This is a genomic window from Kitasatospora indigofera (assembly GCF_014655955.1).
Taxonomy (GTDB): domain Bacteria; phylum Actinomycetota; class Actinomycetes; order Streptomycetales; family Streptomycetaceae; genus Kitasatospora; species Kitasatospora indigofera.
Genome location: NZ_BNBO01000064.1, coordinates 1 through 24,161 on the forward strand (window position 1 = coordinate 1; position 24,161 = coordinate 24,161).

At 68.6% G+C, this 24,161-nt stretch carries 23 protein-coding genes; 8 read left to right on the forward strand and 15 right to left on the reverse strand.

Going from position 1 to position 24,161, the window contains the following annotated elements:
- On the forward strand, window positions 1-386 hold a 386-nt coding region (locus IE329_RS34265; protein ID WP_190214938.1), incomplete at its 5' end, for a transposase family protein.
- Window positions 387-941: 555 nt separating this feature from the next.
- On the opposite strand, the gene IE329_RS41125 is transcribed toward IE329_RS34265, so the two are convergent.
- A complete protein-coding gene (locus IE329_RS41125) occupies window positions 942-1,325 on the reverse strand; it encodes a tyrosine-type recombinase/integrase (protein WP_229927991.1) in 384 nt (127 codons plus the stop codon).
- A gap of 189 nt (window positions 1,326-1,514) precedes the next feature.
- On the opposite strand from IE329_RS41125, the gene IE329_RS41130 reads away from it, so the two are divergent.
- Window positions 1,515-1,778: a PDDEXK family nuclease gene (locus tag IE329_RS41130; RefSeq protein ID WP_268257368.1), complete on the forward strand. Its 264-nt coding sequence runs from the start codon at window positions 1,515-1,517 to the stop codon at window positions 1,776-1,778.
- Between the two features lie 167 nt (window positions 1,779-1,945).
- Here the strand turns inward: IE329_RS41130 and IE329_RS34280 are convergent, their stop codons facing one another.
- The 5 genes from IE329_RS34280 to IE329_RS34300 all read right to left on the reverse strand — a co-directional run bounded on the left by IE329_RS34280 (window position 1,946) and on the right by IE329_RS34300 (window position 11,255).
- Window positions 1,946-3,880: a DNA cytosine methyltransferase gene (locus tag IE329_RS34280; protein WP_229927992.1), complete on the reverse strand. Its 1,935-nt coding sequence runs from the start codon at window positions 3,878-3,880 to the stop codon at window positions 1,946-1,948.
- A gap of 296 nt (window positions 3,881-4,176) precedes the next feature.
- Window positions 4,177-5,916 carry an AIPR family protein gene (locus IE329_RS34285; protein ID WP_190214940.1) on the reverse strand — a complete coding sequence of 580 codons (1,740 nt, stop codon included), beginning with the start codon at window positions 5,914-5,916 and terminating at the stop codon, window positions 4,177-4,179.
- On the reverse strand, window positions 5,903-6,916 hold the full coding sequence (locus IE329_RS34290; RefSeq protein WP_190214941.1) for a PD-(D/E)XK motif protein: 1,014 nt from the start codon (window positions 6,914-6,916) through the stop codon (window positions 5,903-5,905). Before IE329_RS34290 ends, IE329_RS34285 begins: the two co-directional genes overlap by 14 nt.
- A complete protein-coding gene (locus tag IE329_RS34295; RefSeq protein WP_190214942.1) occupies window positions 6,913-9,783 on the reverse strand; it encodes a Z1 domain-containing protein in 2,871 nt (956 codons plus the stop codon). Before IE329_RS34295 ends, IE329_RS34290 begins: the two co-directional genes overlap by 4 nt.
- Entirely contained in the window at window positions 9,780-11,255 is a 1,476-nt protein-coding gene (locus IE329_RS34300; protein ID WP_190214943.1) for an ATP-binding protein, read from the reverse strand. Before IE329_RS34300 ends, IE329_RS34295 begins: the two co-directional genes overlap by 4 nt.
- Window positions 11,256-11,897: 642 nt before the next feature.
- On the opposite strand from IE329_RS34300, the gene IE329_RS34305 reads away from it, so the two are divergent.
- Window positions 11,898-12,317 (forward strand): hypothetical protein, encoded by a 420-nt coding sequence (locus tag IE329_RS34305; protein WP_190214944.1) that lies wholly within the window; start codon window positions 11,898-11,900, stop codon window positions 12,315-12,317.
- Window positions 12,318-12,651: 334 nt separating this feature from the next.
- On the opposite strand, the gene IE329_RS34310 is transcribed toward IE329_RS34305, so the two are convergent.
- The 3 genes from IE329_RS34310 to IE329_RS34320 all read right to left on the reverse strand — a co-directional run bounded on the left by IE329_RS34310 (window position 12,652) and on the right by IE329_RS34320 (window position 15,446).
- Window positions 12,652-13,314 (reverse strand): hypothetical protein, encoded by a 663-nt coding sequence (locus tag IE329_RS34310; RefSeq protein ID WP_190214945.1) that lies wholly within the window; start codon window positions 13,312-13,314, stop codon window positions 12,652-12,654.
- Window positions 13,315-13,915: 601 nt separating this feature from the next.
- Window positions 13,916-14,440, reverse strand: a complete 525-nt coding sequence (locus tag IE329_RS34315) for a tyrosine-type recombinase/integrase (RefSeq protein WP_190214946.1) — start codon at window positions 14,438-14,440, stop codon at window positions 13,916-13,918.
- 496 nt (window positions 14,441-14,936) lie between these two features.
- A complete protein-coding gene (locus IE329_RS34320; RefSeq protein WP_190214947.1) occupies window positions 14,937-15,446 on the reverse strand; it encodes a hypothetical protein in 510 nt (169 codons plus the stop codon).
- A 144-nt stretch (window positions 15,447-15,590) separates the two neighbouring features.
- On the opposite strand from IE329_RS34320, the gene IE329_RS34325 reads away from it, so the two are divergent.
- Window positions 15,591-16,271: a DUF4232 domain-containing protein gene (locus tag IE329_RS34325; RefSeq protein WP_190214948.1), complete on the forward strand. Its 681-nt coding sequence runs from the start codon at window positions 15,591-15,593 to the stop codon at window positions 16,269-16,271.
- 257 nt (window positions 16,272-16,528) lie between these two features.
- On the forward strand, window positions 16,529-16,735 hold the full coding sequence (locus IE329_RS34330; protein WP_190214949.1) for a hypothetical protein: 207 nt from the start codon (window positions 16,529-16,531) through the stop codon (window positions 16,733-16,735).
- 237 nt (window positions 16,736-16,972) lie between these two features.
- Here IE329_RS34330 and IE329_RS34335 read toward each other — a convergent pair whose 3' ends face one another.
- Window positions 16,973-17,239 (reverse strand): hypothetical protein, encoded by a 267-nt coding sequence (locus tag IE329_RS34335; protein WP_190214950.1) that lies wholly within the window; start codon window positions 17,237-17,239, stop codon window positions 16,973-16,975.
- 202 nt (window positions 17,240-17,441) lie between these two features.
- The gene (locus IE329_RS34340) at window positions 17,442-17,819 is read right to left on the reverse strand and encodes a helix-turn-helix domain-containing protein (protein ID WP_190214951.1); all 378 of its coding nucleotides are present in this window, start codon (window positions 17,817-17,819) and stop codon (window positions 17,442-17,444) included.
- A 269-nt stretch (window positions 17,820-18,088) separates the two neighbouring features.
- On the opposite strand from IE329_RS34340, the gene IE329_RS34345 reads away from it, so the two are divergent.
- From IE329_RS34345 to IE329_RS34355, 3 genes are all read left to right on the forward strand, one after another.
- The gene (locus IE329_RS34345; RefSeq protein ID WP_073923695.1) at window positions 18,089-18,289 is read left to right on the forward strand and encodes a hypothetical protein; all 201 of its coding nucleotides are present in this window, start codon (window positions 18,089-18,091) and stop codon (window positions 18,287-18,289) included.
- 66 nt (window positions 18,290-18,355) lie between these two features.
- The gene (locus IE329_RS34350; RefSeq protein ID WP_190214952.1) at window positions 18,356-19,765 is read left to right on the forward strand and encodes a hypothetical protein; all 1,410 of its coding nucleotides are present in this window, start codon (window positions 18,356-18,358) and stop codon (window positions 19,763-19,765) included.
- The gene (locus IE329_RS34355; protein WP_190214953.1) at window positions 19,762-20,460 is read left to right on the forward strand and encodes a hypothetical protein; all 699 of its coding nucleotides are present in this window, start codon (window positions 19,762-19,764) and stop codon (window positions 20,458-20,460) included. Before IE329_RS34350 ends, IE329_RS34355 begins: the two co-directional genes overlap by 4 nt.
- Before the next feature lie 275 nt (window positions 20,461-20,735).
- Here the strand turns inward: IE329_RS34355 and IE329_RS34360 are convergent, their stop codons facing one another.
- From IE329_RS34360 to IE329_RS34375, 4 genes are all read right to left on the reverse strand, one after another.
- Window positions 20,736-21,317, reverse strand: a complete 582-nt coding sequence (locus IE329_RS34360) for an Lrp/AsnC family transcriptional regulator (RefSeq protein ID WP_229927993.1) — start codon at window positions 21,315-21,317, stop codon at window positions 20,736-20,738.
- Window positions 21,318-21,542: 225 nt separating this feature from the next.
- Window positions 21,543-23,114, reverse strand: a complete 1,572-nt coding sequence (locus tag IE329_RS34365; protein WP_190214954.1) for a caspase family protein — start codon at window positions 23,112-23,114, stop codon at window positions 21,543-21,545.
- Entirely contained in the window at window positions 23,107-23,514 is a 408-nt protein-coding gene (locus tag IE329_RS34370; RefSeq protein WP_190214955.1) for an effector-associated constant component EACC1, read from the reverse strand. Before IE329_RS34370 ends, IE329_RS34365 begins: the two co-directional genes overlap by 8 nt.
- 69 nt (window positions 23,515-23,583) lie before the next feature.
- Window positions 23,584-24,000: an Lrp/AsnC family transcriptional regulator gene (locus IE329_RS34375; protein WP_190214956.1), complete on the reverse strand. Its 417-nt coding sequence runs from the start codon at window positions 23,998-24,000 to the stop codon at window positions 23,584-23,586.
- Between the last annotated feature and the right edge of the window lie 161 nt (window positions 24,001-24,161).

Sequence of the window (24,161 nt, forward strand, 5' to 3'; positions counted from 1 at the left end):
GCCGCACCCTGTGGGCCGGCAACCTCCGCCCAGGACGCATGCACGACACCACCGCTATACGGGGCGAGGGCATCGACGACCTGTTCCGGCAGTTCCCAAAAGTCCAAGTACTGCTCGATGACGGCTACCTGGGCCTGCGACGCGACCATCCTGGCAAAGCCGTCACGCCACCAAGGAAGCCCAACAAGATCGCCGCACCAGAAGTCCACGCAGCCCGCGAGCGGGCACGCCACGAACACTCCTCCCAGCGCATCCCCGTCGAGCACGCCCTCGCCGACCACAAGCGCTGGAAGGGCCTGGCTCGCTGGACCCACCGCCGAGATACCCTTCCCGACACCTACCTCGCCATCGCCGGCCTCGTCTCCGACCGCACCGCCACCACCTGACCAACAGCAGCACCTCGGGCCATCACATCGCCACCGCAATCACGCACCAGATCGTTGCGGGTAGGTCGGAAAGTGAGCCCAGATCGCTCTGTGGACTGGGCGGCCTGGCGGCTCCTGAACTCTGCGGATGGCAGGTCAGCTTCGAGACCGTGGGGCCCAGGAGGATTCCTGCTTCTGAGCCTCAAGTACTTGCGGGACCAGTGCGGGACCACACGGCCTGAGCGGAGCCGAACCACACCAGCTCGGTCGCACGCAAAGGTGTGCGGCCGATGCCCCGTGACCTGCGGAAATGCCCTGCATTGCGACCTGGGGGTCAAGGGGTCGCAGGTTCAAATCCTGTCGTCCCGACAGAATGTCGGAAGGCCGCTGGCCGGGAGAAATCCTAGGCCAGCGGCCTTTTTGCTGATGGTCCGACAGGTGATCACCGGCCGGAGCGGCGCCTGCTTGCGATCTTGTCAGGGACCAGCCGGGGACCGGAGACATCGACTGGCGGGACCGCTGCTACCTGCGGGCACTCCTGGAACCGTGCAGGTGGGCCGCACGGTCGAGCACTCACTAGACGAGACGCAGGTGACGCACTCCGGCCTCCGCCGGAGCCGAGCTGGCGGATGTCGCCTGCGGAGTGCTCCGGTCCGCCGACAGGTGCCTGCTGAGAGTCCGGCCAGCCTTCTCGATGGAGCTCTTGTCCGGGTGCAGGTAGCGCTGGGTCGTGGTGATGTGGCCGTGGCCTGCGATCTTCTGGAGGACGTGGATGGGGACGCCAGCGTCGGCGAACCAGGTGAGGCCGGTGTGTCGGAGGTCGTGCCGGCGCAGGTATTCGTAGCCGAGGCTGACGACTTCGTCCCAGTGGGTTGCCTTGCTGCGGATGGCTGTGGTGACCCGGCCGCCGCTCGGGCCGGTGAAGAGGCGGGCCATTGGGCCGTTGCCGACCACGTTCATGCGCCGAGACCGCGTGCCAGCGCTGGAACCGCAACCTTTCCCGGTGGCACCTTTTCGGTGACCCTGACGGGGAAGGGATCGGGTACTGGGACCCGGCACTGTGAGTTCCGGACGGCGTGCCGTCTGGCCCGCACTCGGCGGACCAGACGGCACCGGATGCACGACAAGCGGTAGGAGGGCCGGGCCGAAGTGGCGAGAGCATGGGTCAGAACCGAGGCGGGGCCGCACCTGCGTGGCCGCGTCACCCGTAACACCAGACCCGAGGTCGTGCTGCGCCAACGGGTCCATGCTTTTGGTCTGCGCTTTCGGCTGCATGTTCCCTTGGCGTCCAGGTGCACCCCGGACTTCGTGCTGCCCAGGCACCGGGTCGCCGTGTTCGTCGACGGCTGCTTCTGGCACGGCTGTCCGGAGCACGGGCCCCGCGAATTCCGCGCTCCGAACGCCGACCGGTGATGGGAGAAGATCACTACCAACAGGCAGCGGGACGAACGGAACACCGCTGCCGCCGAGGCAGCCGGACGTACGGTCGTCCGACTCTGGGAGTGCGAGATCCGACGTGATGCCTCCGCAGCAGCGCTACGCGTTCGGTCCGCCACCGGCACGGGGAAGGACTGACCTTCCTAGAACAGCGCTCCCTCGCTCGCCTCTCTGGACGAAAACGGCGTGGCCGGGCTCTGACCGGCCCTGGCGGCACCCTGGGTTGCGCACATCTCCCGAAGGGGGCAGCCGCCGCATGCCGGGCCGCCTGCGCGGCAGTACGTCAGGCTCAGCAGCCGAACTGCGGCCATCCGGAGCGGTGCGTCGTCGCCAGCACCCACCAGTTTCGCAAGGTTGATCCGTCCGTCGTTGAGCGCGTTCGCAGAGGTGTCGTCGGTAGCAAGGCCTATCCCGGCCACACGTTCCGCGACGCGGATGGGTCCCTGCGTGGCCATAAGCAGGTCGTTGTCGAGGAGGAGTCGGAAGACGGCCTTCTCGTTCGGCTTGAGGCCGAGCTGGTCGGCAACCCCATCCCGGTCCTCCCAGACCTTCCGCTTGCCTGCCAGCTTCTCGAGACGTTCCAGCGCCCTGCGTGCAGAGGGGCGCTGAGCCGACTGGACCACTTTCGTGTACGCGGCACGGGTCAGGTGCGGGAGGCCGTCGACGTGCGTCATGGCCTCGGTCAGGCCGTCCACGTTCGCCTTGCCGGTGCCGACCAAGGCGGCGACGGCGGCCTGGGGAACGCCCATCCGGGGCCCCGGAAGGGAGATCCAGTCGGACTTCGCCCGCTGTTCCGTCGCCCAGTCCGTCAGCACCCGGCGAACGACGCCCCAGAAGGGCTGGAGAGGGCCGGAGGCCGCATCCTCGGGGTGGGGCCAAAGGGCGCGGGCGGCTGCCTCGCCCAGGTACGGCGGGACGGCGTTCCCGATCTGCCGGAAGGCGTCACTGCGCATGCCGGCGAACCGGAAGTTGTCGGGGAACGTCTGGATCCGCGCGGCTTCCCGTACGGTCAGCGTACGGGGCTGGTCGGGGTGGATGTACCAGTAGCCGTCCTTGGCGATGTGCGCCGTGATGGTACGGCTCAGCTCGTCCCAGCCGAGGCGGTTGTACTTGTCCGTGAAGTTCTCGGTGTCGTAGCGGAAGAGCCTGCTCTTCTCGGGGTCGTCCTTGAACTTCTGGTAGAGGTCCGAGTAGAGGCTCTTCGAGTCCATGAGGTCGAAGAGCTCCGCGTCGTCCTTCCGGACGGGTCGGGTCATGTGGTCGTGCACGAGCCCCCTGGGAGCGCCCTTCCGCATGTCCGCGGCGAACCGCGAGAGCTTCCCGTTCCTGGCGTACGGGGTCTCACGGCTCCCGGTCTCGTTCACCGGGACCGGCGGCAGGTCGGAGATGGCGTCACGGAGAGTGACGATATTTGCGTGCTGCTTCGGCCAACGGAACTCCGTGGAGTCCCTGCGTGCCTGGAGGATCAGGCGCCGCCGGTGCTGGGGTACCCCGAACTTCCACGTGTCGACGAGGTGGACCTGGGTCACGTACTTGGCGTCCTCGAGCTTCTGCTCGATGATGCGCACGACCCGGAAGTCGTCAGCCAGACCCATGTCCGGAACGTTCTCCATGAGCACTGCCCGAGGCCTGAGCGCGAGCACGATGTCGATGTAGGCGCGCCAGAGCTCCTTGCGGACGTCGTGCTCGTCGCGAATGCCCTTGGCCACGAGATCGCGGATCTTGGCGCTGCCCGCCCGGCTGAACGGCTGGCAAGGTGGTCCGCCCGCAACGAGGTCTACCTCGACGCCCTCGAACAGCGACAGCAGCTCGTTGCGCCCCTCTAGGCTGCCTAGGTCGAGCTTCAGACTCATGCCCGGGAAGTTGTGCCGGTGTGTCTCCAGCGCGCGGTCGTTGTTGTCCACGGCTGCGGCGACGGTCCATCCCGCACGCTTGAGCCCGAGACTGAGGCCTCCCGCCCCCGAGAAGAGGTCAACGGCCAAGCGCTCCTCCGGCCGGCGTTGCTTGAGCCACTCCCTGAAGGTGTCGGGTGTGCACGCGTCGGGATGGGCCTCCAGGGGGAGGTACTTGCTGCGCACCAGTGCGACCTCGTAGGTACCTGGCGCACGAGTCCGGCCCGCCACTCTCACCCTCCGCTCAACCCCGCTGACAGGGACCAACGACACCACAGACTTCCAGCCGCAATCAAGCAGAATGCGCCGAACCACCCCGACGTCCTCGGCGGTTCGGCGCCCACTCGGCGCGATGGTCCGTGCCGTGCTCCTCTGCTTTGCTCCGCCCCGGACAGATCCTTGCGAAACGGCCGACGGCGCTCGGGGCGTGCAGGAAATTGGACCCCTGGTCGCACATCCTAACGAGCTGGCAGGTGTGAACGTTACGGGGCCCACCAGGAGGACCTCACCCGGTCCCAGCAGGCGTGCCTCTTGCACCACTCGGTCACGTTGGCAGCCTCCGGTGCGTCCACGAGAAGTGGCCGGACGACCTCGACCGCAAGAGCCGGGACGGCGTTCCGTATCCAGGCAGGAAGATTCTGCGCCCGCCAGATCTCGTCCAGGTCGATCCGGTCGGCGCACCGGTCCACGAGCAGCGACGTCACGTACGTGGCCGTCGGACCGAGGTAGCCTCCGAGTTTGAGGGACTGGATGATCTTCCTAGTGTGGCCGAAGAGTATCGCCTTGGCCACGAGCTGCTGGTAGTACGGGCGGTCCGGGACCGTCTGGTCCGCCGGTGGCCCCAGGACCTCGGTGGTCCATGTCTGGAAGCACTTCTCTGCACCGAGGCTCACGTCGTGGGGGCGCCCAAGGTACGTCAGCTCGTACTTGGCGATGTCAGTCTTGCCGAACCTCTGGGCGATCGGGTTCTGTGTCCGGAAGTCCCGCTGCTGGGAGCCTCGTTCCCGCCTCGAGAGGTCGACCTGGTACTGCCCACGCACGCGCTCGTAGTACCAGCGTGACTGGAAGGTGCTCCCCTCACGCGCCGGGATCCACTCGGAGCGGGAGAGCCGTTCGAGGGCAACGTGGAACGCCCCGTTGGCCTGGAAGTCCGCCTCCTTGATCGCGTTCTGGGAGTTCGCGCACCGGGAGATCTCGGAGACGAGCGTGTCAAGCGCCTCGGCTCCCACCACGGTGATCTTCGCGGGCACCGACACGCGGTCCAGGCTTTGGGGGTCCCGGTTCCACATGTGGTGCAACGAGGCCGTGGTCTGACCGCCGTTGACAATCTGCAGGTTCACCAGCCGGGTGATCTGTTGCACTCCGCCGACCCCGGGCTCCGTGACCACCTGACTGGCGGTCGCGGACACTCCGTTGTTGTAGGCGAGGAAGCGGCCGGGCGTGTTCCGGACGGTCTCGCCGATGCCCTTGTTGACCTTGGTCCGAGCCTGCAGGTAGGCACGTACGTTCCGCTGGAGCAACTTGGCTCCGTGCTGGTCGTACAGCTCCGCGAGAACAGCACCGGGTATTGCAGCGAGCAGACAGGAGTAGTCCTCGTCTCCCGGGACCGGGAGGCAGGCCAGGGGCGGATCCAGGTTGATCACCGTGTCCTCCTCCGGTCGCCCGGACGAGGCCAGCCGGTGGAGCCGGGCTATGTCCCAGAGTTCGTACGTGCACCTGAGGCCCGCGACCTCGTCCTGCTCCCAGGTGTCGACAGTCACGCGGCCGTCGGTGACGAGGAAAATCCGCACCCTGGTCAGGTCGGGCCACGCGTTGTGAATCGCAAGCGCCATGGGATGGGCGCGGTCAGTCTCGGCTAGCTCCAAGTGGATGCCCTGTCGGCATCGCTCCACGAAGTTGCGGGCGCGACGCAGAATCCGCTGGACGTCGGCCTTGCGGACGACCTCGGCTTTCCGGTTAGGTGCGCCGGCCACGACGTCCAGAACGGTTCCGCCGCGGCTGACGAAGTACCCGAAGACCTCCATGGCTCCGCGGCCAGTGTCGGTCAGTTTCCGGATGTAGCAGGGTTCGATTCCCTCGAGGGCGCCGTCCTCGGTCAGGAACCCGCCCACGACCTCGGTGAACGAGTCGTTGTAGTAGGGCGAACCGGTCGACTCGCCGAAGCTCGCCCGGGCCATCTCGTGGAGGTCCTCGGCAAAGGCCGTCAGGTCACTCTCGGACAAGCTTCCCATCCCCCAGCCGGCTCGTGGCATCCCCCAGCAGCTCCCGGACCGTGGCCTCGCCCACCTGGTACTCGCCACAGAGCCGCAGGTCCAGATTGTAAGAGACTCCCGAGACCCCCGACGGCAGCATCGTGTCCACGATCCGAGGAAAGCCCTCGACGACGCGGTAGAACCTGCGTCCGTCGAGCACCCAGCGCTCGTGTTCGTAGTGGCGACGGTGGGCCTCGACCCAGCCAGCCTCCAGCAGGGCTTCCTCCAGCTCCGTGAGCTGGTCGGCCAGACCACGGTGCCCCCGTAGCTCGTCGACCAGGTCGGGCAAGCTCGTTCCGGTGGAGTCGCTTCGCAGGGTCTGGTGCGCGAGCAGGAGCGTCTCCAGCGAATCGGTGGCCAACTGGTCCTCGCCGTGGATCCGGCACCTTGGGTACCGCTGGCGGCTGACGGTCGTCTTGGCCTCCAGCCCCCAGTCTCCCAACAGGAAGTCCTTCGCGTCGCCGCGCGGCCCGCTCCACGCGGCCACGGCCTTGCCCGGTGCGGCCGCGACCACGAGGTCTCTCAGTACAAGGAGCTCGCCGAACAGCCCCGCCCGCTCCTCCGGCGCGAGCACCTGCCCCAGGCCTCTCCCCAGCATGCGCTGCCAGGTGGTGATCCGACGCGTCACGCCGGCCGCTGGTGCCGCCGACGTGTTGGTCAGGTGGCCGAGCAGGTCGGCCAGCAGTGCGGAGAATACGCCGCGGTCCGTGCTCGGCTGCGCGACGACCTCCACGTTCCCGTGCTGGACCGAGCACGTGAGCCCGTTCGCGAGGACTAGGTCGCGGTCCCGAAGACTCTCCGTGCTGGCGATGACGAGCGCCCACTCCTCCTCGGGGAACCTGACCTCCGCGAAGACGTCCAGAGCCGCGATCGAGGGCAGGCGGCGGCGTACCGTGCCGGGGCCGCTCGGAACCTCGGACTCCAACTCCCCGAACAACGCCGATATCTGGACTGCAGCGAGGCTCGTCACGCTTCCTCCGGCTCTTCGGTCGTGTCCTCGACCAACCCCTGGAGTTCCTTGAGGTAGATCTCGTTCACGCGGTAACTGATCGACTTGGCTGTCTCGGAGTGCGGGAGGGAGAGGGCGTAGCCCACCAGCGGGAGTCGCTGCGTCGAGCCGTCGGCGCCCACACGCTCGATGTCCGTGCTGCCCTCGGGGTAGGCGACCTCGGCTGCGTCCACTGGGTAGACGAGGAGCAGCCCCTCAGCAGCGTCGCGGTGGAGTCGAAGCTGCCGGCCGCTCGGCCGCGCGGCCGCCGGACGTCCAGCGCCGACGTAGTCCTGCGTGGTTGCGTCCCAGGCTCGCTGGTAGACCTCCCGGGGAAGCCCGATCGCCTCGTGGTCCGGGCTGACCAGCACGCCCACCTGGAGGTCGGTGCCGTTCGCGACCCGCTGGTCCGCGCTCGTCACCACGGCCGTACGCTTGACCTGCCTGAAAGTGTGTTCGCCGATGGTGAGCCGCTGTGTGGAGGCGCCTCCGGTAATCGCGACCGTCCATGAGGTGAGCTCGCCGTGTGCGACCTGGTTGTCGATGAATTGCTTTAGGAGGATGGGCGCCGCCTGGAGGTTCCGTCCCGAGGCCACGAAGCCGTCGAGGAACTCCGTCACGACCCGGGCGGGGACTCCCTTACGGAAGATGCCCTTGCTGCCGTATCGTCGCTCCGACTCGAGTTCGTCGTAGCTGCCGATGTCCTCGACGAGCCGCTCCAGCCGTGCGAAGTTCTCGATGACGTCCTGTCGGCCAGTCCGCATGAAGAGCGTCTCTGGCCGCTGGCCAGCGGACGAGAGGGAGATGACCGCGGAGTTGCGCATCTTTGCTGCCGCGGTCACCTGGAGCTTCTCGAAGCCGTCTCGGACCCGCAGCCCGACGTCGGAAGGCCGCTTGTTCGTCTCCTTCAGGAAGGCGACAAGGTCCATCAGCTCCCGGTTCGCGCGGGTGACGTGCACGAAGGAGTCAACCAGGTCCTTGGTCGTGTAGAGCCGGGTCACGTCCAGGTAGCCGTTCCTGTAGCCGAACCACCTGCCCATCTGCATGAGCGTGTCGTAGGTCCTCGACGCACGAAGGTAGTAGGACACGGTGAGGCCCTCCAGGGTCAGGCCTCGTGAGAGTTTGTCACCACCGACCGCGATAACCGTGGCGGGTGTGGCCGACTCGTACTCGAGGACGTCACTCGCCAAGCCGTTGATGGCCTTCACTCCCTTCACGCACTCCGCGAGCACGTCCGGGACGTGGTGGAGGACCTGGTCGAGGTCGACGGGGTCGCCCACAAGGCCGTTCAGGTCCGATCGTTCCCGGAGCTGGCCGTAGGTGCGCAGGTAGTCGCGCTCCCAGAGCTCACATAGCCGGGATCGTAGGCCCTGCCCGGCCGTCCCATGGTCTCCCCAGAGGTTGTCCATCTCGCGGAGGTGGGTCGTGATCTGCCTGGCGACTGCCACCTGCGTCGTCCTGAAACGGGTGACGTGGACGAGCATCGTGTTGTGCCCGGGCTCGTCTCCGTACTCAGCCGTCCTCGCCTTCCGTACCGCAGTCGAGAGAAGGAAGGAGTCGATGGCCTCGACCAGGGAGGAGGGAAGGCCAACTGCTGGCTCGTGCTCCTTCGTGTGGGAGTCGGGCATCCATGCGGCCTCGTCCCCCACCATCCGGATCACGGGCAGAGGCTCGCGGACCTCGTCGGCCGCGGGATCCTCCAGTCCGAACACGACCTCCGGTCCGCAGTAGTTGGAAGGCGGGTTCAGGGCCACGATGAAGTTGCTCGGGAAGAGATCGTCCTTGTGCTTTGGGTGGTCTATCTCGTTCGAGATGAAGATGTTCGCGAAGGGAGTGGCCGTGTAGGCCACGTAGGCACGCTTCTCGAAGGTGCCGAGGATCTCCCGGATGCACCGGTTGATCGCGGTCGGGTCGTGCTCTGGGTCACTTGCAGTCCGCCCTCGGCGCGGCTTCTTGGTGTCCACCGACGCGTAGTCGGCCTCGTCGTCGATGACAAGGAGCGGGAGGTCCGTGATCACCTTGCCGCCGTCAGGCTGCTCCGTTGCGTGGCTTTTGAGCCAGTCGCGGAGGTTCTCGAGGATCCGGGCGTTCTTCTTCACGACGGCAAGGAGGCGGACCCGGCGCGGATCGACCGGTGTCGACTCGAGCGTGTTGGCGTTGAAGTCCCTGTTTTGGGTGGTCATCGACATGCACAGCAGCGGTTCCGTCATGTCGAGGTTGCCGACCCCGATGTAGTTGGACCCCGCCGTACGCTCGCGCATGAAGCGGGTGTCGAACCCGAGGAACTCGAGGTCCAGACGGGCCTGGGTCTGGTGCCGTAGGCTCTCGTGCGCGCCGGTCAGGACGATCACGACGTGGTACCCGGCGTCAACCGCCTTGCATACCAGTCCGGTGTAGTTCGCGGTCTTCCCGGACTGGACCTGGCCGTAGGTCAGCCCCTTGGTGAGCCAGTCTCCCGGACGCTGGGGATCCTCCAGGAGAGAGAGGACCGTGTTGGTCGAGTCGCTCAGTGCTTCGACTGTTGCTGGCTTCCAGTTCTTCCTGTGCGACAACCAGTTGCTGTAACGCTCCCAGTACCGCCAGTCGATCTGCTTCTGCCGTTTGTCGAGCCACTCGTTGTGCTTGTCCGGATCGAGGACCCACACCTCCCGTGGAGACCAGACGTTGAAACGCTCCTCGAGAGCCCGGGCGATCTCGTCGACGGTCACGCTGGGGTGCCGCCGGCGGACCATCTCCTGTGCTTCCTCGGCGATCTCGACGAGGGCCTCGCGGGTCCTTGCGGAACGGTCGAGTTCCAGAACCGCTGCCTCGGCGAATCTGACGGCGAGTTTGAGGCCGTCATTCTTCATGCTCCGTCTCCGTCCGTGCTCAGTCGTGCGGTCAGTTCGGCTACGAGGGCGGGGAAGCGGTTGAAGGGCTCCACCGAGGCAAGGACCCGCACCGCGCGGCTCCGTGCCGCAGGATCCTTGGGCAGCCCGGCGAGCATCGCCGCCAGTTCTTCCCTGATCTCGTTCTCGTTCGCGCCCTCGAGCGCCGCCTGCGGGGTGCGGGTCTCGTCCCGCTCCGCCTCGATGGCGATGAGCCCGACGGGTACGGTGCGTTCGACTAGGCGCAGCAGCGCTTCGACGGTCGTCCTGCCGGGTGTGTCCAGGGCCGCCTGTACAACCGGGTGCTGGCGGTTTACGACGTAGTCGGTTCCGCCGTCCCTCTGCCGGGGGAGCCACCCGAACGTGATCTCTCCGCCACGGTGCCGCCCCAGCGTGACGGACCTCTGGCGGAAGGCGCGAACAGATGCGTCGCGCGCGGCTCCCGCAAGGCGCGTGAGGTCTGCCTCGAGCTCGGACGGCGGATGGATGCGAGCCTTGCGGACGTCGATTCGCCACGCAGTGTCCGCCGCTTGGTCGACGTCGACCTCGATTCGTGCCAGTCGTGCCTGCGAGATCTGTGTGAGCTCTGGGAGCCCAAGCCAGCCGCCGGCGGAGACCAGGCGGTCCCGTCGGTAGACATAGAAGCCCTGCTGGGCGGCCCACCCGCGCGGCCCGGCTCCGAGCTCCAGCTCCTTGTTGCTCAGTCTGGACGGGTGAGGCAGTACGAACGGCGTCACCTTCACCTCGCTGTGCCGACCGAGGAACTCGGTTCCCAGGTCCTGTGTGGCCATCCACCTCCGCCAGAACGGATCCCACGGGGTAATACTGCGCTGGCCGATCTGGAGGTCGAGCCGCCCGAAGGTGAGGTACCTGTGGAACCACATCGCCAGGCGGACGCGGGCCTGACCGAGGCGTTGGGCCAAGACCCTGCCCTCGCCGGCGTTGTCCAACCGCCGCCAGAGCACCATCGTGCCGGTACCACTGAACGACACCTCCTCGGCGATACGTAGTGCCTCGCCGTCGGCCGCCGTGAGGACCTCCCAGTCGTTGACCCTTGCCACGTGGTCTAGGTCCCATGACCGGCAGGCGAGGTCCTCGCCGGTCCGGGACAGAACTGTGAGCAGCCGGCACTGGGACAACGAAGCGGTCTTCAGGCCGAGACCGAACCGCCCGAGGTCCGACGACTCACGGAGGGCACCCGGCCCCTCGCCCCCGAACCTTAGAGCCTCATGGAGCGCAGCCTCACCCATTCCTGTGCCGTCGTCGATGACAGCCACCCAGGACTGGCCGTTGGTCGTCGAGAACTCCACCCGGACGTGACGTGCCTTGGCCGCGATGCTGTTGTCCACGAGGTCGGCGAGCGCGGTAGCCATGTCGTAGCCGAACGACCGCAGACTCTCCACCAGCGCGTGCGCCTGCGGGGGAAGCCGGACTCCCACTGCCTGCTGTGCCACAACACCCCACCGTCTGATCGAGCAGTCTGCATGCGCAGCGTAGAGGAATCGAGTGACATCCGTTGCCGAGACGCCCAGTTACGATCACTGGTCGAGACACTTGAGGGTGGGCGGGGGGCTCGCAGTGCTGGTTAACCAGCACTCTCGGCCGAACCACCGCAAGTGCGTCATCTGCGGCACGCATGGCCGTTGAGCTGGTACGAACCTGGTCTAGCTGTACGGCAAGGCCCTGCAAGGGACGGTCCCGGACTGCGGCAGCGAGATGGACGGTCGGACGCAGGCTCTGCGGCCTGGCCAGGGTTCGGGCATGACGACGACTTGTACCTCTCCTGTCCTGCCAACCCCGCGGGCGCAGTTGACCACGACCGTGCTGGCGGCCAGCCGATACCTAGGCTGCAGAGAAAACCGTGAGCTACAACGCGGCCAAGCTCGGCGAGATCCCGACGATCTCCGTCAGGATCTCGCCTGCAGGTTCCGCACACGCGTGGCGTGATCGACCGCTGGCTTCTGCGCTGCAGGCCGGGGTGGGTGCACCCGCTGTCTCCAGAGATACCGTCAGCCGAAGGCCCGAGCCGTTGCGTGTCGGGCCGGCGCGCTTGGAAGGCGGGAACTGCAGGATTGTCAGTACTTCTTCAGCCCGACGTGGTCTACCACGATGCGGCCTGCGTCGGGGGCAAGGGCGAAGTAGATGCGACCGACCTCGCTAGGCGCGGTGGCATCGCGGACCTTGACGTGCGGAGTGCCGTTGTACGGCCTGTCTTCGAAGGTGAATTCCCGAAGCTCACGCTTGGTCTTGAGACGCTGATCGCTCAGGGCGACAGTGAGTTCATGGACTTCCTTGAACCAGTCGTCGAGCTGGGGCAGGATCTCGCCGTCTGCAGTGACCGAGCCCTACAGGTGAACGGCAGCGCGGGCCAGTCGTACCAGATGGTCGGTCATCTCGGCACGGTGGGGATAGCGGGACGTCTTCCACGTCCGCTGCGCGCCCGATGTGAATGCGATCCGTCCCTCGGACGCGGTCTCGATCGCTCGAAACGTTGGCGCGCCGTCACGCGGCGCTAGCTCAGGGACCAACGCCCACAGGTCGACTGCTGGCGCCGCTGACCCACTGCCTGTTCGTACTGCGAGCGCCAGTAGTTGGCCTCGTGCCGGAACTTGCCGGCGCCCTCGGCCTCCTCCTGGTACTTATCCCGTTCGCCTGCCAGCTACTCCGCTTCGGCGACCCAGAGGGCGACTTCCTGCTTCAGTTGCTCGATTGTTGCCTTGAGAGCCCGGGCCTCCCGCGTTCTGTCGCCGCTCGCGCGGGCCTGGACCAGGTCCTCCTCGACCTTACGGGCCGAGGCGCGTTGGGCCGCCCGGCGCGCTCGCGCCCAGGCGGTGTCGATGCCCCGTGCCGTCACTGACGCTTCCCCGAGCAGTTCGATCCACTGCTCTCGCCGCTTGCCTCCTCGAGGTCTTGCCGCGAGCTCGGCAGGTGATCGGCGGCCATCCCCGGCCATACCAGCAGGGCGCCGCCGTCTGGCACGACGACAGTCGGAAGCAGCCAGCGGAGGGTACTTGCTGTGACGTAGTTGAGAGTGACGACCTGGGCGAGTCCGACGAGGTGCTCCGACAGGCGAGCTGCTGCCTTCCAGCCCTCCTGGGAACGGGGTTGGAGAATTGCGATTGGCAGGCGGGCGCGTTTGGCCAACGCCTCCGCGAGTACACGCGTGGCAGGGACGTCCCGGATTCGCTCGAACCGGCCCTCCGTCTTCTGGCCGAGCACACTCAGATCCAGGGTGGGATTGTTGACGACGTTGCGGATGAGGCCGGGGCGGAATATGCCGTCCACCTCCGCTTGTCCGAGCCAGCCGTCCAGCACCTCACGGCCCATCGCGACGCGGAGGCCAACACACTGCAGGCCGCGGAAGATCGTCACCTGAGTGACAAAGCGCGCGGCCGCCTGGTTCCGCAGTGGCTCCGCCACCTGAAGGCGAACGGCCTCGGTCGTCGCGTCGCCCTCGACCTCCCAGGTGATCGTGCGCTGCCTGCCGCCAGGCCCCCGGGACGGCACCCGCATCGTTCCAGGAGACCGTAGCTGTTCGACTGGCAGGCCGGGGCCAGCGCCGGGGTTGCGAACCCAGGCCGAGCAATGACCAAGCACGACGTCGTACGGGTCTACGAGAGCTCCTGCAGCGGAGCGCACCTCGAAGTCGGCTACGTGAAGAGTCTGCACACCCACACCTCTCTGCTGGCCCTGCCACGTGCCAGGCTCTCTCGGTCGCGCAGGGCTACCTGCCTACTGAACGAACGAGTCCGCGCTGACCGCTTGTTGAGGATCGGTAGTGGCGTTCGACGCGGGGTGAGGACTCGCAATGCAGTGAGGCGTCCTGAAGGTGGCCGCAGCTCTCCGACAGCGGGCCAGCTCGGTTTCGGGACATGGGCGTGGATCGGGGAGAACCGGGGACTCTCTGGGGACCACCCGCCGCGTACGGCTATCCACAGGCCCCACTCGCGCGCACGGACGGTGCGTGCTGTCCACCGTCCGACGTGGAGCAATGCACACCGGAGGACGACTGGGGTCAAGGGGTCGCAGGTTCAAATCCTGTCGTCCCGACAGTGATGTCGGTTATGAGAGCCGGTACTTGGGAAACCGAGTGCCGGCTCTTCTTGTTGTGGCGTCAGTTGGTGGTCGCACGGTGATCGCCGGGCCACTTCGGCCAGGGCGCTGAGGGTTCGGCTGTTCGTGTCCGCTGGTATGCGGGCAGTTGCTGGTGCGGGCGTGGATTCTGGTGCCAGGGTTGCCGGGCCCGACAGGCGGGTCGGCCGAGCACGGCGCGGTCGGCGTTGTCGAGGATCCAGGCGACGGCGTCGACGGTTGCGCGGGCTGCGCGGAATGTCAGGTCCGTGTAGATGTTCGCGCTGGTGGACAGGGTGCGGTGGCGCAGGGTCTTGGAGATGACAGGCAGGGGGACGCCTGCGGCTGTGGCGAAGCCGGCGGTGAGGTGGCGTAGGTCGTGGAGGGCGATGCGGGGGACGCCGGCCTTGTCGCAGAGCAGGTGGAAGCGGTCGAGGAGGTTCTTGGGGTGGAGTGGGCAGCCGTGGCGGTGGAAGACATAGCCGCCGGCGGGGGTGATCTCGCCGAAGGCTCGTGAACCCGCCCGGTCTTCGAGGGTGTCGACACGCGGTCGGACAGGGCGACCCACGCCTTGCTGTCCCTGGTCTTGGGGCGGCGAGCGGGAGCTGGTTGTTGTCGATCACGGAGAGTGTGGCGCGGACGAAGAAGACACGTTCGGGCAGGTGGACGTCGTCCCAGTGCAGGCCAGTGCCTCGCCCTTGCGGATGCCGGTGCCGATCATGAGTTCGGCGAGGTCGGGTCGACCTGCAGGTCTACCGTGGCCAGCGGTCAAGGGAGGACCTTCCTCGGGAGCCGGTCCTAAGCGTGCAGCAGCGAGCCTTGCGCTGCCGCCACCACGGAGGCAGGCCTCTTCGCCGGCGCCGTCGATGCCCCCGTCCGGACGCAGCCGGCCGTCATGCCCGGAGCCCCGGTGCCAGACCTGGCACCGGGGCCGCCGCCGGTGGCGGGATGGGGTCACTTTGGGTAAGGGCCTGGTGGGACGGAGCGGGCGCCCGCCCCGGCCGTCGTTCGGGGCGCCCCTTGACCGGCGGTGGTCCAGGCCGGCCGAGCCGGGGAGGGGATGTCTACTGGGCGCGGATGACCGCGGCGTGGCCGATGGTCACCTCGGTCGTCTCGTCGCCGAAGACGACCGGACGCACGGCGTTGGTGAAGCCGCTGGTGGCGCTCGGGTGGTAGGAGGGGGAGCCGTTCTTGTCCCGCAGGGGCTGTCCCTGGCTGTCGGTGGTGATCTGCTCGTCGAGGAAGCCGATGGCCACGGCGGGCTTGCTGGTGTCCGCGGGGATGCGGAAGGGGCAGTTGGCCGGCCACATCGCAGGGATGTCGATCTCCTTGGTGCCCGTCAGGGACAGGCGGCCACCGGCGACGCCGGAGAGCTGGACGGCCTTGCCGGACTGGCCGAGCGCCGAACCCGTGACGTCGGCCAGGTGCACGCAGACCTTCGAGGACTGGGTCCCGTCATTGGGGGCGGCGGTGCACGGGATGGCGACTTCGAGGCCGGCGGCGCCTGCCTGGGCGTACGTGGCACCCGGCGGCCGGCACGTCCGGAAGTCCGTCCTGAGCACCGGGAAGGGCATCGCCCGGACAACAGTCTCGTGACAGGATCCGGACCTCATCCGCAGCTGGTTGTCACACCCACCGTGAAAAACTCGTTTCGACCACAGGAACGAATGTTTCGGACTCAATCACCTTACGCACCACACCAGTTACGGGGAAACGCCATGAAGAACCACATCCGCCGCACCAGCGCGATCGCGGCCCTCGGCGTCGCTGCCGTCCTCTCGCTCACTGCCTGTGCCGGTGACGACTCGGGCAAGGACACCGCGGGCAAGGGAAGCGTCCCGCCCGCCGCCTCCTCCCAGCCCTCGGATCCCGCGAAGGCCAGCCCGTCCCCGAGCGGCGGCACTGCGGACAAGGGCAAATCTCAGACCGCGAAGCCGAGTTCCGGCAGCACGGCGTCCGGCGGCAGCGGGGACAGTGCACCCCAGGGTGGTCAGAACGTCCAGCCCTGCAAGACCCAGAACCTGACCGTCGAAGCCAAGAACGCCTCGCCCGACGCGAGCACCGGCACCATCGACATCACCATGACCAACCGGGGCACCACCACCTGCTCGGCAACGGGCTTCGCCGGTATCGGCATCACCGACCAGGACACCACCACGAACCCCATCGAGCGGGGCAAGGCCGAACCCCGCATCACCGACCTGAAGCCCGGCGAAGCCGCAATCTTCAATCTCTCGTACGAGATCGACAACAGCGCCAACAGCCTCACCCGCCCGACCGAGATCCAGGTGACGCCCCCGAACCAGACCAGCCACGTGAACGTGAAGTGGCCCGCCGGCGCGGGCAACATCAAGGGCTTCTACACCGACGTCAAGGTCTACCCCACGCACAACAAGTAGCAGCACGCCCGTGGCCGGCTCCGCGGGCGTCGATGCCCGGCCGGATCCTCCCGACCCGAACGGGGCGCCCCAAGGAGCCCCGCTCATCCGGTAGGACACTGCGGTCGGAGGCCTGGTCGGCTCTGCGCCGGCTCGATGGGAGGCGGGAGAACCCCGACCACACCTGCCGACGCACATCAGTGGCAGCCCGAACCCGACGCCGGCGAATCAGCAGGGCTCGCGTACGCCCCTGCCACGCGTCCCGAACGTGCGGCTTGGTGCGGCACCGCACCCGGGTGGAGGCCTTCTCGGGCGTGGCGGAGGACCACTTCGAACACCTCGTGGAGGGCCGCCTCACCCATTGTCGCGACGAGGCCCATGCCCGCCGTTCCTCGTGGCCGACCAGCACTTGGGACGACAAGTGGGACGGCCCTGTCTCCATCCATCCGGACGGATCGGTCCTCGCCCTGCGTGTGCTCCCGTAGCGGGACTGCTGACAGCGCAACGCCCCGGCCCGTTCCGGACCCCGGACCCCGCACCCCGGACCCCGGACCCCGGGACCCCGGCTTGCGGTTTGCGCGGGGCCCCCTCGCACGCTGGGCGACGAACCGGAAGGCTGCGACGGTCGGCACCACGTCCTGGGAGGGCAGCGCCACATCGGCCTCACGGGGGTGAGCGGACCAAGGCGCCACTCGAACAGGCCGCCCCCGCCCTCCAGGCGCTCAGACCTCGCCGTAGAGGGTGAGGACCACGCCCTCGATCTCCAGGTGGCTCTGCTTGATCAGGTCGCCGCGGCGCAGGGCGGCGAGGCAGTGTTCGAGTCGCTCGGTCTCTCCCGTGGTGAGGACGGCGGCAGCCAGGTCGCGCAGGCCGGTCAGTATGGCCGAGGTGAGGGCCTCGGGGCGCGGGCCTGACAGCAGGACGACGGGCCGGCCCGTGCGGTCGCGGACGATCGCGGTGTTCGAGCCTCCGTGGACGACAAGCAACATCGCCTCCGTGTCCGACGAGCACGCAGCACGTGCCGGAGGCTCGTGCGGCTCACAGCCTCGGGTAGGAGAAGACGATAGCCCCGATCTCCCGATTTTTATCCTTTTCGACCCTCTAACAGCGGTATGTCTTGCCCGAGTTCACGGCCGGACGGGTCCATGTCACCTCGTGGGGCGCCCGCACCGTCGAGGTGGCCCGCCGGTGTTACTCCGGCCGCGGGCCGCGCCGCAGCAGGGAGTCGACGAGGGCGGCCACGTGCTGCCGGTCGGCGGCGGACAGTTGCTGGAGGCTGGCGATCAGGGTGGCCACCTCGGGATCGGTGGACGCTCCGGGCTCGCCCTCCGCGTACAGGTAGATCCCGCAGGTCTCGGCGGCCGCGCGGCGCACCGTCTCCAGTGGCAACTCCAGCCCGGCGGCGAGGCGTTCGAGCGTCGCGGGCTGCGGCATCCGCACCAGGCGCTCGGCGGTGGCGAGGTGGTGGACGGTGGAACGGGGGAGGCCGCCGCGGCGGGCGACGTCGCCGTAGGACCAGCCCTGCGCGTCCAGTTGCCGCCTCATCATGCGCTGCAGTGCGTTGTCCACGGGGTGGTGTGCTCCCTGCTGTCGGAGCCGGCGGAACGTGTCCGGGTGGCCCCGATTCTACGGCCGCACGGCGCGTCGTCCATGCGATCACGCATCCCACCTGCCGATTTCCCTCATTCGAGCGGTGGTGACGCGCCGTGTTCGTGTCTGTACTTGCAGTTCCCCCCGGGGAGCGACTAGCGTCCAATCTCGTCGGACAGAACGTCCGATCTGAATGGACAGGAGCCGGGGAGCCTCCCCGGCCCCGACAGAGAGGTACTGCCATGAGCATGAACGTCACCGAGCTCGACGCCGAGACCGTGGAGCTGCTGCCGAGCCGCGAGGCGCTGGGACGGCTGAAGTTCGTGAAGGTCCACGCCAACGTCGCCTTCGTCCACGCGCACAACGAGTCGTGGGCCGTGAACGACTACTCGCCGCTCGCGGTGGCGCAGTCCGAGGCGGCGCAGTCGATCAACGTCTACCAGCGGTAACACCCCCGCACGTGAGCGGACCGCGCCCGGTGGCGCGGTCCGCCCGCGAGGAAGGACGGGCCCAGCGTGGCTGGAGACCTACCGACGGCGCCCGGCGGCCGCCGGCCGGCGGCGCCGCTCCCGGTGCCACGGCTGACCACCGGACTGCTGCTGCACGGCGAGTACCAGGGCGGCGGGTTCACCCGGCCCCGCTACCTCGCCCGCCGCGGGGACGGGCAGGTGGTGCAACTGACCCTGCTGCTGCACCTGGTGGCGGAGTCGATCGACGGCGTCCGGGACACCGGGGACATCGCGCACCGGGTCAGCGACCGCTACGGACGCGAGGTCAGCGCCGACAACGTCGACCACCTCATCGAGCGCAAGCTCCGGCCGATGGGGATCACCGCACCGCCGGACGGCGACGGCCACCCGGTCGACGCCCCTCGCTCGGACCTGCTGCTGGCCCTCGCCGGCCGCCGCGTCCTGCTGCGCGAGCGCCAGGTCGCCCGGGTCGCACGGTCGCTGGCCTGGCTGCACCACCCGTGGGTGGTGGCCGTCGTCCTGACCGCCGCCGTCGCCCTGGACGTCTGGCTGTTCGCCCTCCACGGGGCGATGGGCCCCGTGCTGCAGGTGCTGGACCGGCCCGTGCTGCTGCTCGCCGTGTTCGGCCTCACGGTCGTCTCGCTGCTGTTCCACGAGTTCGGACACGCCTCGGCCTGCCACTACGGCGGAGCGCGGCCGGGCCCGATCGGCTGCGGCCTGTACGTGCTGTGGCCCTCGCTCTACACCGACGTCACCGACGTGTACCGGATCGGCCGGGCCGGCCGGCTGCGCACCGACCTCGGCGGCGTCTACTTCAACGTCGTCTTCATACTGGGCCTGGCCGGGGGTTACGCCCTCACCGGCCGGCCGCTCTTCCTCGCCGCGGTGCTCGTCGCGCACGTCGAGATCGTCGAACAGCTGATGCCGGTCGTCCGCCTGGACGGGTACTTCATCCTCGGCGACCTCGCCGGCGTCCCCGACCTGTTCGGCAAGATCCGGCCGACGCTGCTGAGCATGCTGCCCGGACGCCCCGTCCGGCCCGAGGTCGCCGACCTCAAGAGGTCCGCCCGCGCGGTGGTCACCGGGTGGGTGCTGACCATGGTCCCGCTGCTCGCCGCCGAACTCGGCTACGTCCTGTGGCACCTGCCGAGGATCCTCAGCACGGCCGTGCGCTCGCTCTCCGCGCAGGCCGGCGACACCCTCACCGCCTTCTCGGACGGGGAGTTCGCGGCCGGGGCGGTCGGCGTCATCGGGGCCTTCACCCTGCTGTGCCCGCTGGTCGGCGGCGCCTACCTGGCGGCTCGGACCGTCGCCCGGCTGCTCCGCCGGATCCTCGCCCGCCCGGCCCCGCGGCGGCGGGCGCACGCGGCGTCGCACCGCCCCAAGCCAACCGCCCCGCACGCCCCGGCCGAGCAACGGCCCGATCCCGTGCGCACCCTCAGGAGGTCTTCGTGAAACACCGCACTTCGCAACGGAGTTCGATCATCGGCCGGACGGCCGGACGCCTCGGCGTGCTGGGCGGCGCCTGCCTCGCCGCACTCGCCGTCGCCGCCCCCGCCGACGCCGTCCCGTTCTCGTCCCACCCCGGCCGCGGCGTCGCGGCGTTCGCGGACCGTGCGACCACCCACGCCAACCGCGTCCACCCGGACCAGTACGAGGACTCGTTCACCGTCCACGAACTCGGCACCGTGTTCAGCGTCGCCGCGAACAACCGGGCCACCGCCGTCTCGACCGGCTGTTCGTCCCAGCACCCGTGCCGGTCGATCGCGCTGTCGTTCCAGATCGTCACCATGGCCGGGGACGACGTCCGGCTCAACGCCACCAATCTCGGCCGGGCGGTCAACGAGCAGTGCCCCGGCTGCCAGACCCTGGCCGGCGCCTACCAGTTCGTCGTCTCCACCGCGCAGCCGTTCGCGCTCAGCCCGGCGGCCAAGTCCCAACTGGCCGCCGTCCACCGCCGGCTGGACGCGCTGGACACCTCGAACGACCCGGTCCCCGTCGTCAAGCAGCGCGCGGACGACCTGGCCGCCCAGGTCAAGGCGATCCTCGACCGCGAGGCCTCGTCCGCCCCCCGGGGCGGGGCGCCGGGCCTGGCGGCGAAGTCCGGCCCGAGCGTGACCATGCACCGCCACTACGACGGGGCGAACTGAGCGACGGCGGTCCGGAGCATCCGGGCCGGCGGCCGGGAGGCGAGGGTTCGCGGGGCCGGATCCTGCCGTCCCGGCGTGGGTGACCAGCGGGCCTGTCAGCGATGACAGGCCCGCTGGTCCCGTTCGGGTGAAGGGAGACGGTGACGGCGAGGGCGAGGGCGAGGGCGAGGGCGAGGGGACGGCGACGGTCACGGTGACGGCGAGGGGACGGCGAAGGCGACGGTCACGGTGACGGCGAAGGGACGGTGACGGCGGCGGGACGGCCGGGCCGGGGTTCAGCGGGCGCCCGGCGTGGGGACCCAGGCCCGCTTGTAGGTGCGCAGCAGTACCGCCGTCTCGGCACGGCCGGCGCCGTCCAGGCCGGCGAGGACGCGGTGGGTGAACTCGTCGAGATCGGCCAGGGAGCGGTGGCTGGAGTACCCGAGGACGTTGCTGTCGCCGGTGGTGACGACCAGCAGGCGGATGGCGGGTTCGCGGGCGAGGCGGCGCAGCGCCGCGTCCAGGTGGCGGTGGGCGACGGCGAGGCGGAAGCGGGCCTCCAGCGGGTAGCCGAGGACGCCGGGCTCGGCGGCGAGGCGCAGGTGCAGGACGTGGGAGGACATCAGCCGGGTGAGGCGGCGTCGTGCGGTGGTCTCGCCGACGCGGAGCTCCCGCGCGAGCCGGGTGGTGGACATCCGGGCGTCGTCCCGGAGCAAGCGGACGAGGCGGCGGTCCAGCTCGTCGACGGTGATCGGGGCCGGTGGCGGCTGCCCCTCGGCGAGGCGGCGGCGGACCGGTGTGGGCTCGTCGTCGTAGGGGGCCCAGTCGCTCGCGGTGAGCAGCAGCCGTAGGACGACCGAGGAGTGGATGTCCACCACGCCGTCGAGCCGTCCGATCGAGCCGTCGATCGTGGCGAGCAGGTGTGGCGGCCGGGGTCGGCTCCCCGGGGTGGCGGATCGGGACCGTCAGGAGCCTGGTCCGCCCGCCGCCGCCCGCTGCGGCCCATGGAACCGGAAGGCATCGGCACGAACAACACGGTCCAGTGCAGTCGGCAGACCCCAGCCTGCAGACTGCACTGTCCGAGCCACTGACGCCCGAAGATGTCAGAGGAAGTCGAAGTCGGAGCCACCGCCCTGCCTGTGCTCCTCCTTCCAGCGGAACGGACCGAACTTCTTGTACCTGACTCGTCTGACGTAGCCGGGGCCCGTCTCCTCGATGACCTCCTCGTCGGGCGTGCGCTCACGGATCACGGCCATGGCGGCGGCCCCCCCGACGGTCTCAAACAGCACGATCAGCGTGCTGCCCCAGCCGGACGGGATGCCAACGGGGAATCCCGCCAGGTGTGAGATCCATCCTCCGAGACGGAGAGTGGCGGGAGCCAGCCAGATCAGCTCGGCGGCGATGGCGAAGAACGGTAGTGCCAGGGCACCGGCGAACAGGAGGCCCCAGAGGACCTTTTGCTTGGTCCGTTTCTCTCCGGCTATCTCCTCCGTGATCAATCCAAGCAGGGCCCCTTGCCCCAAAACAATGGCCTTGGACGTCGCGGCAGCCACGACAAGGAAGGTCATGTTGAGGACCGCGACGCAGATCGCCAGCGCTGGGTACTTCCCGCCGCCGTTGGGCAGGGTGAAGCCGGCCACCCAGAACGAGGCCGTCCACAAGCCGATCGCCCCTCCGAGAAGCCCGAACAGCAGGCTCAGAATCCGCACCAGTGCCCGGGCGTTCCGAGCCCGGGGACCGGCGTTCCGGGCCGCTTCCATTCTCGCCGTCTCAAGCTGCTCGCTCAGTTCGGCTGCTTTGCTCTCCGACTGCTGCACTAGGCGGCCGGCCTCCCAAACCGCCAACGATTGCAGGGGGAACGGTTCTGTGCCGCCGCCGTGTGGGCTGCGCAGGGCCTGATGGGCCAACGCGACGGCATGCGGGTTGCGGGCCAGTACGAGGCTCCCCCCTTCGGCCGAGGTGACGCTCAGCGTCGGAGTCTGGTCCGGCACCTGTTTGGGTACCCAGTGGCTGATGAATTGGTACAGCTCGTCGGCACTGATGAAGCCGTCCCCGTTGAGGTCGGCCTCCCCGGTCTGCAGACCGCGCACGACTGCGGAGGTGAACACCGACGCCTTGCCTTCTTCTCTGCTGGCGAGGTCGTCCTCGAGTGCGCTCTCGTAGCTGTACTGGAGGGCAGTGGAGGAGGTGATGACGATCCGGCCGCTGCCCTCGAAGGTCTCCGTGAGTTCGACCTCCTCCTGGTCACCGCGGGTACGCATTCCCCTGTTGAACGCTCCGCTGTAGCAGCAGTCGAGCAGCAGGATGATGCGTCGGCTGCGGCTCTCTTCCATACGGGCGGCGATGAAGTCCGCTTCGACTGAGGTGGCGGCCAGCGCGTCGAACTTGCTGTCCTTGGTGATGAAGTGCAGTTGATTGCGGCGGTTCTTGCGCCCGTGGCAGGACAGGTGCAACAACAGGGTGTCGTCGCTGGCGGCGGAGCTGAAAAACTGCTCGATCGCGATCTTCCATTCCTGCGTCGATGCGCCGGACAGTACGTTCACCTCGAACCCGCCGATCGCCGGGTCGCCGAGGACATCGCGCAGTCGCTCGGCGTCGTAGGCCGCGCCGGGCAGAGCGGCAAACCGGGAGTCGTCATATGTCTCGGCGGCCAGCACCAGGGCCCGCTTAGCCATCGGAGTCCTCTTCGCGGCCGGTGGAAGCGAGGTGCGCCAGGAAGGCTTCGACGTTCCGACGGCGCTCGGCGGGCGATCCAGCTTCCAGGACCAGTTCGCTGTCGCCGATCCGGAGGGTGACCGTGCCCGAGGTGCGGCGGCCCAGCCAGTCCTGGACCAGCAGGATCAGTGACCGGACAGCAGGTGCTCCGGCCAGGCCCAGGACCAGGGAACTGTAGACGGTGGCGTCACCGGCCCGGGTGCCGTGGGGGGCCGGCGGGGCCGGACTGTGTTCCATGTGGAGCAGTGGGAGCTGGTCGAGTTCCTCGATCAGCGACTCCATCTCGCGTTCGGTCGTCTCCGCGCCGTCCGGATCGCTGAAGACAAGGCCGATCTCTGCCGATTCTCGTGCTTGATTCATTCCGCCCCCTGGGTATGGCAAGTCAAGGTGCGGACAGATTGCCACAAGAGGATTGCTCACGAGGGGAGTTCATCGGATCGTGCTCGGGTTGTCGTAGATGCTGAGGGCCGCGGGCCGGTGCCTTGCCGTACGGTGCGCTCGTTCGTGGGTGGGGGCGCTGATCTCGGCGAACACGTCGAGGGCGCCGGTGGCCACCTCGACCGAGCGGGTGTCGGGCCGGCGGGCCAGGGCGAGCGCCGTCTCGTGCAGCCGGCCGGGCCGGCAGCGGACGGCCAGTTCCGCGGTCACGCCTTCACCGAGGTGTTCGGGGACGAGGAAGGCGGTGAACCGGACCTCACCGGTTGCGGTCATCTGTTCGAGGCGGCGGGCGACGGTCCGCTCGTGGACGCCCGTCCCGGCGGCGATGTCGGTGAAGGGGACCCGCGGGTCGCGGTGGAGCGCCCGCAGGATCGCGTGGTCGAGGTCGTCGAGGACAGCTGCCGTCACCGGGGTGCACCTCCGCCGTTCCTGGTCGTCTGCCGGAATCCGCCGAACCGGCGGCTCCTCCTGCCGTCATCGGCCGATTGTCCCCGAAACCGTTGCCCGGGTTACCGCCGCGAGGCGACATTGTGGTGCGGATTCCGCCTCCGGTGACCGTCCTCACCCGG

Bases quoted from the DNA above. Each gene is read 5' to 3' on its own strand.
- IE329_RS34320 (WP_190214947.1), bottom strand. From the start codon at position 15,446: ATGCCCTTCCCGGTGCTCAGGACGGACTTCCGGACGTGCCGGCCGCCG.
- IE329_RS34310 (WP_190214945.1), bottom strand. From the start codon at position 13,314: ATGCGGGTGCCGTCCCGGGGGCCTGGCGGCAGGCAGCGCACGATCACC.
- IE329_RS34345 (WP_073923695.1), top strand. From the start codon at position 18,089: ATGAACGTCACCGAGCTCGACGCCGAGACCGTGGAGCTGCTGCCGAGC.
- IE329_RS34370 (WP_190214955.1), bottom strand. From the start codon at position 23,514: ATGAATCAAGCACGAGAATCGGCAGAGATCGGCCTTGTCTTCAGCGAT.
- IE329_RS34365 (WP_190214954.1), bottom strand. From the start codon at position 23,114: ATGGCTAAGCGGGCCCTGGTGCTGGCCGCCGAGACATATGACGACTCC.
- IE329_RS34295 (WP_190214942.1), bottom strand. From the start codon at position 9,783: ATGAAGAATGACGGCCTCAAACTCGCCGTCAGATTCGCCGAGGCAGCG.
- IE329_RS41125 (WP_229927991.1), bottom strand. From the start codon at position 1,325: ATGAACGTGGTCGGCAACGGCCCAATGGCCCGCCTCTTCACCGGCCCG.
- IE329_RS34325 (WP_190214948.1), top strand. From the start codon at position 15,591: ATGAAGAACCACATCCGCCGCACCAGCGCGATCGCGGCCCTCGGCGTC.
- IE329_RS34335 (WP_190214950.1), bottom strand. From the start codon at position 17,239: ATGTTGCTTGTCGTCCACGGAGGCTCGAACACCGCGATCGTCCGCGAC.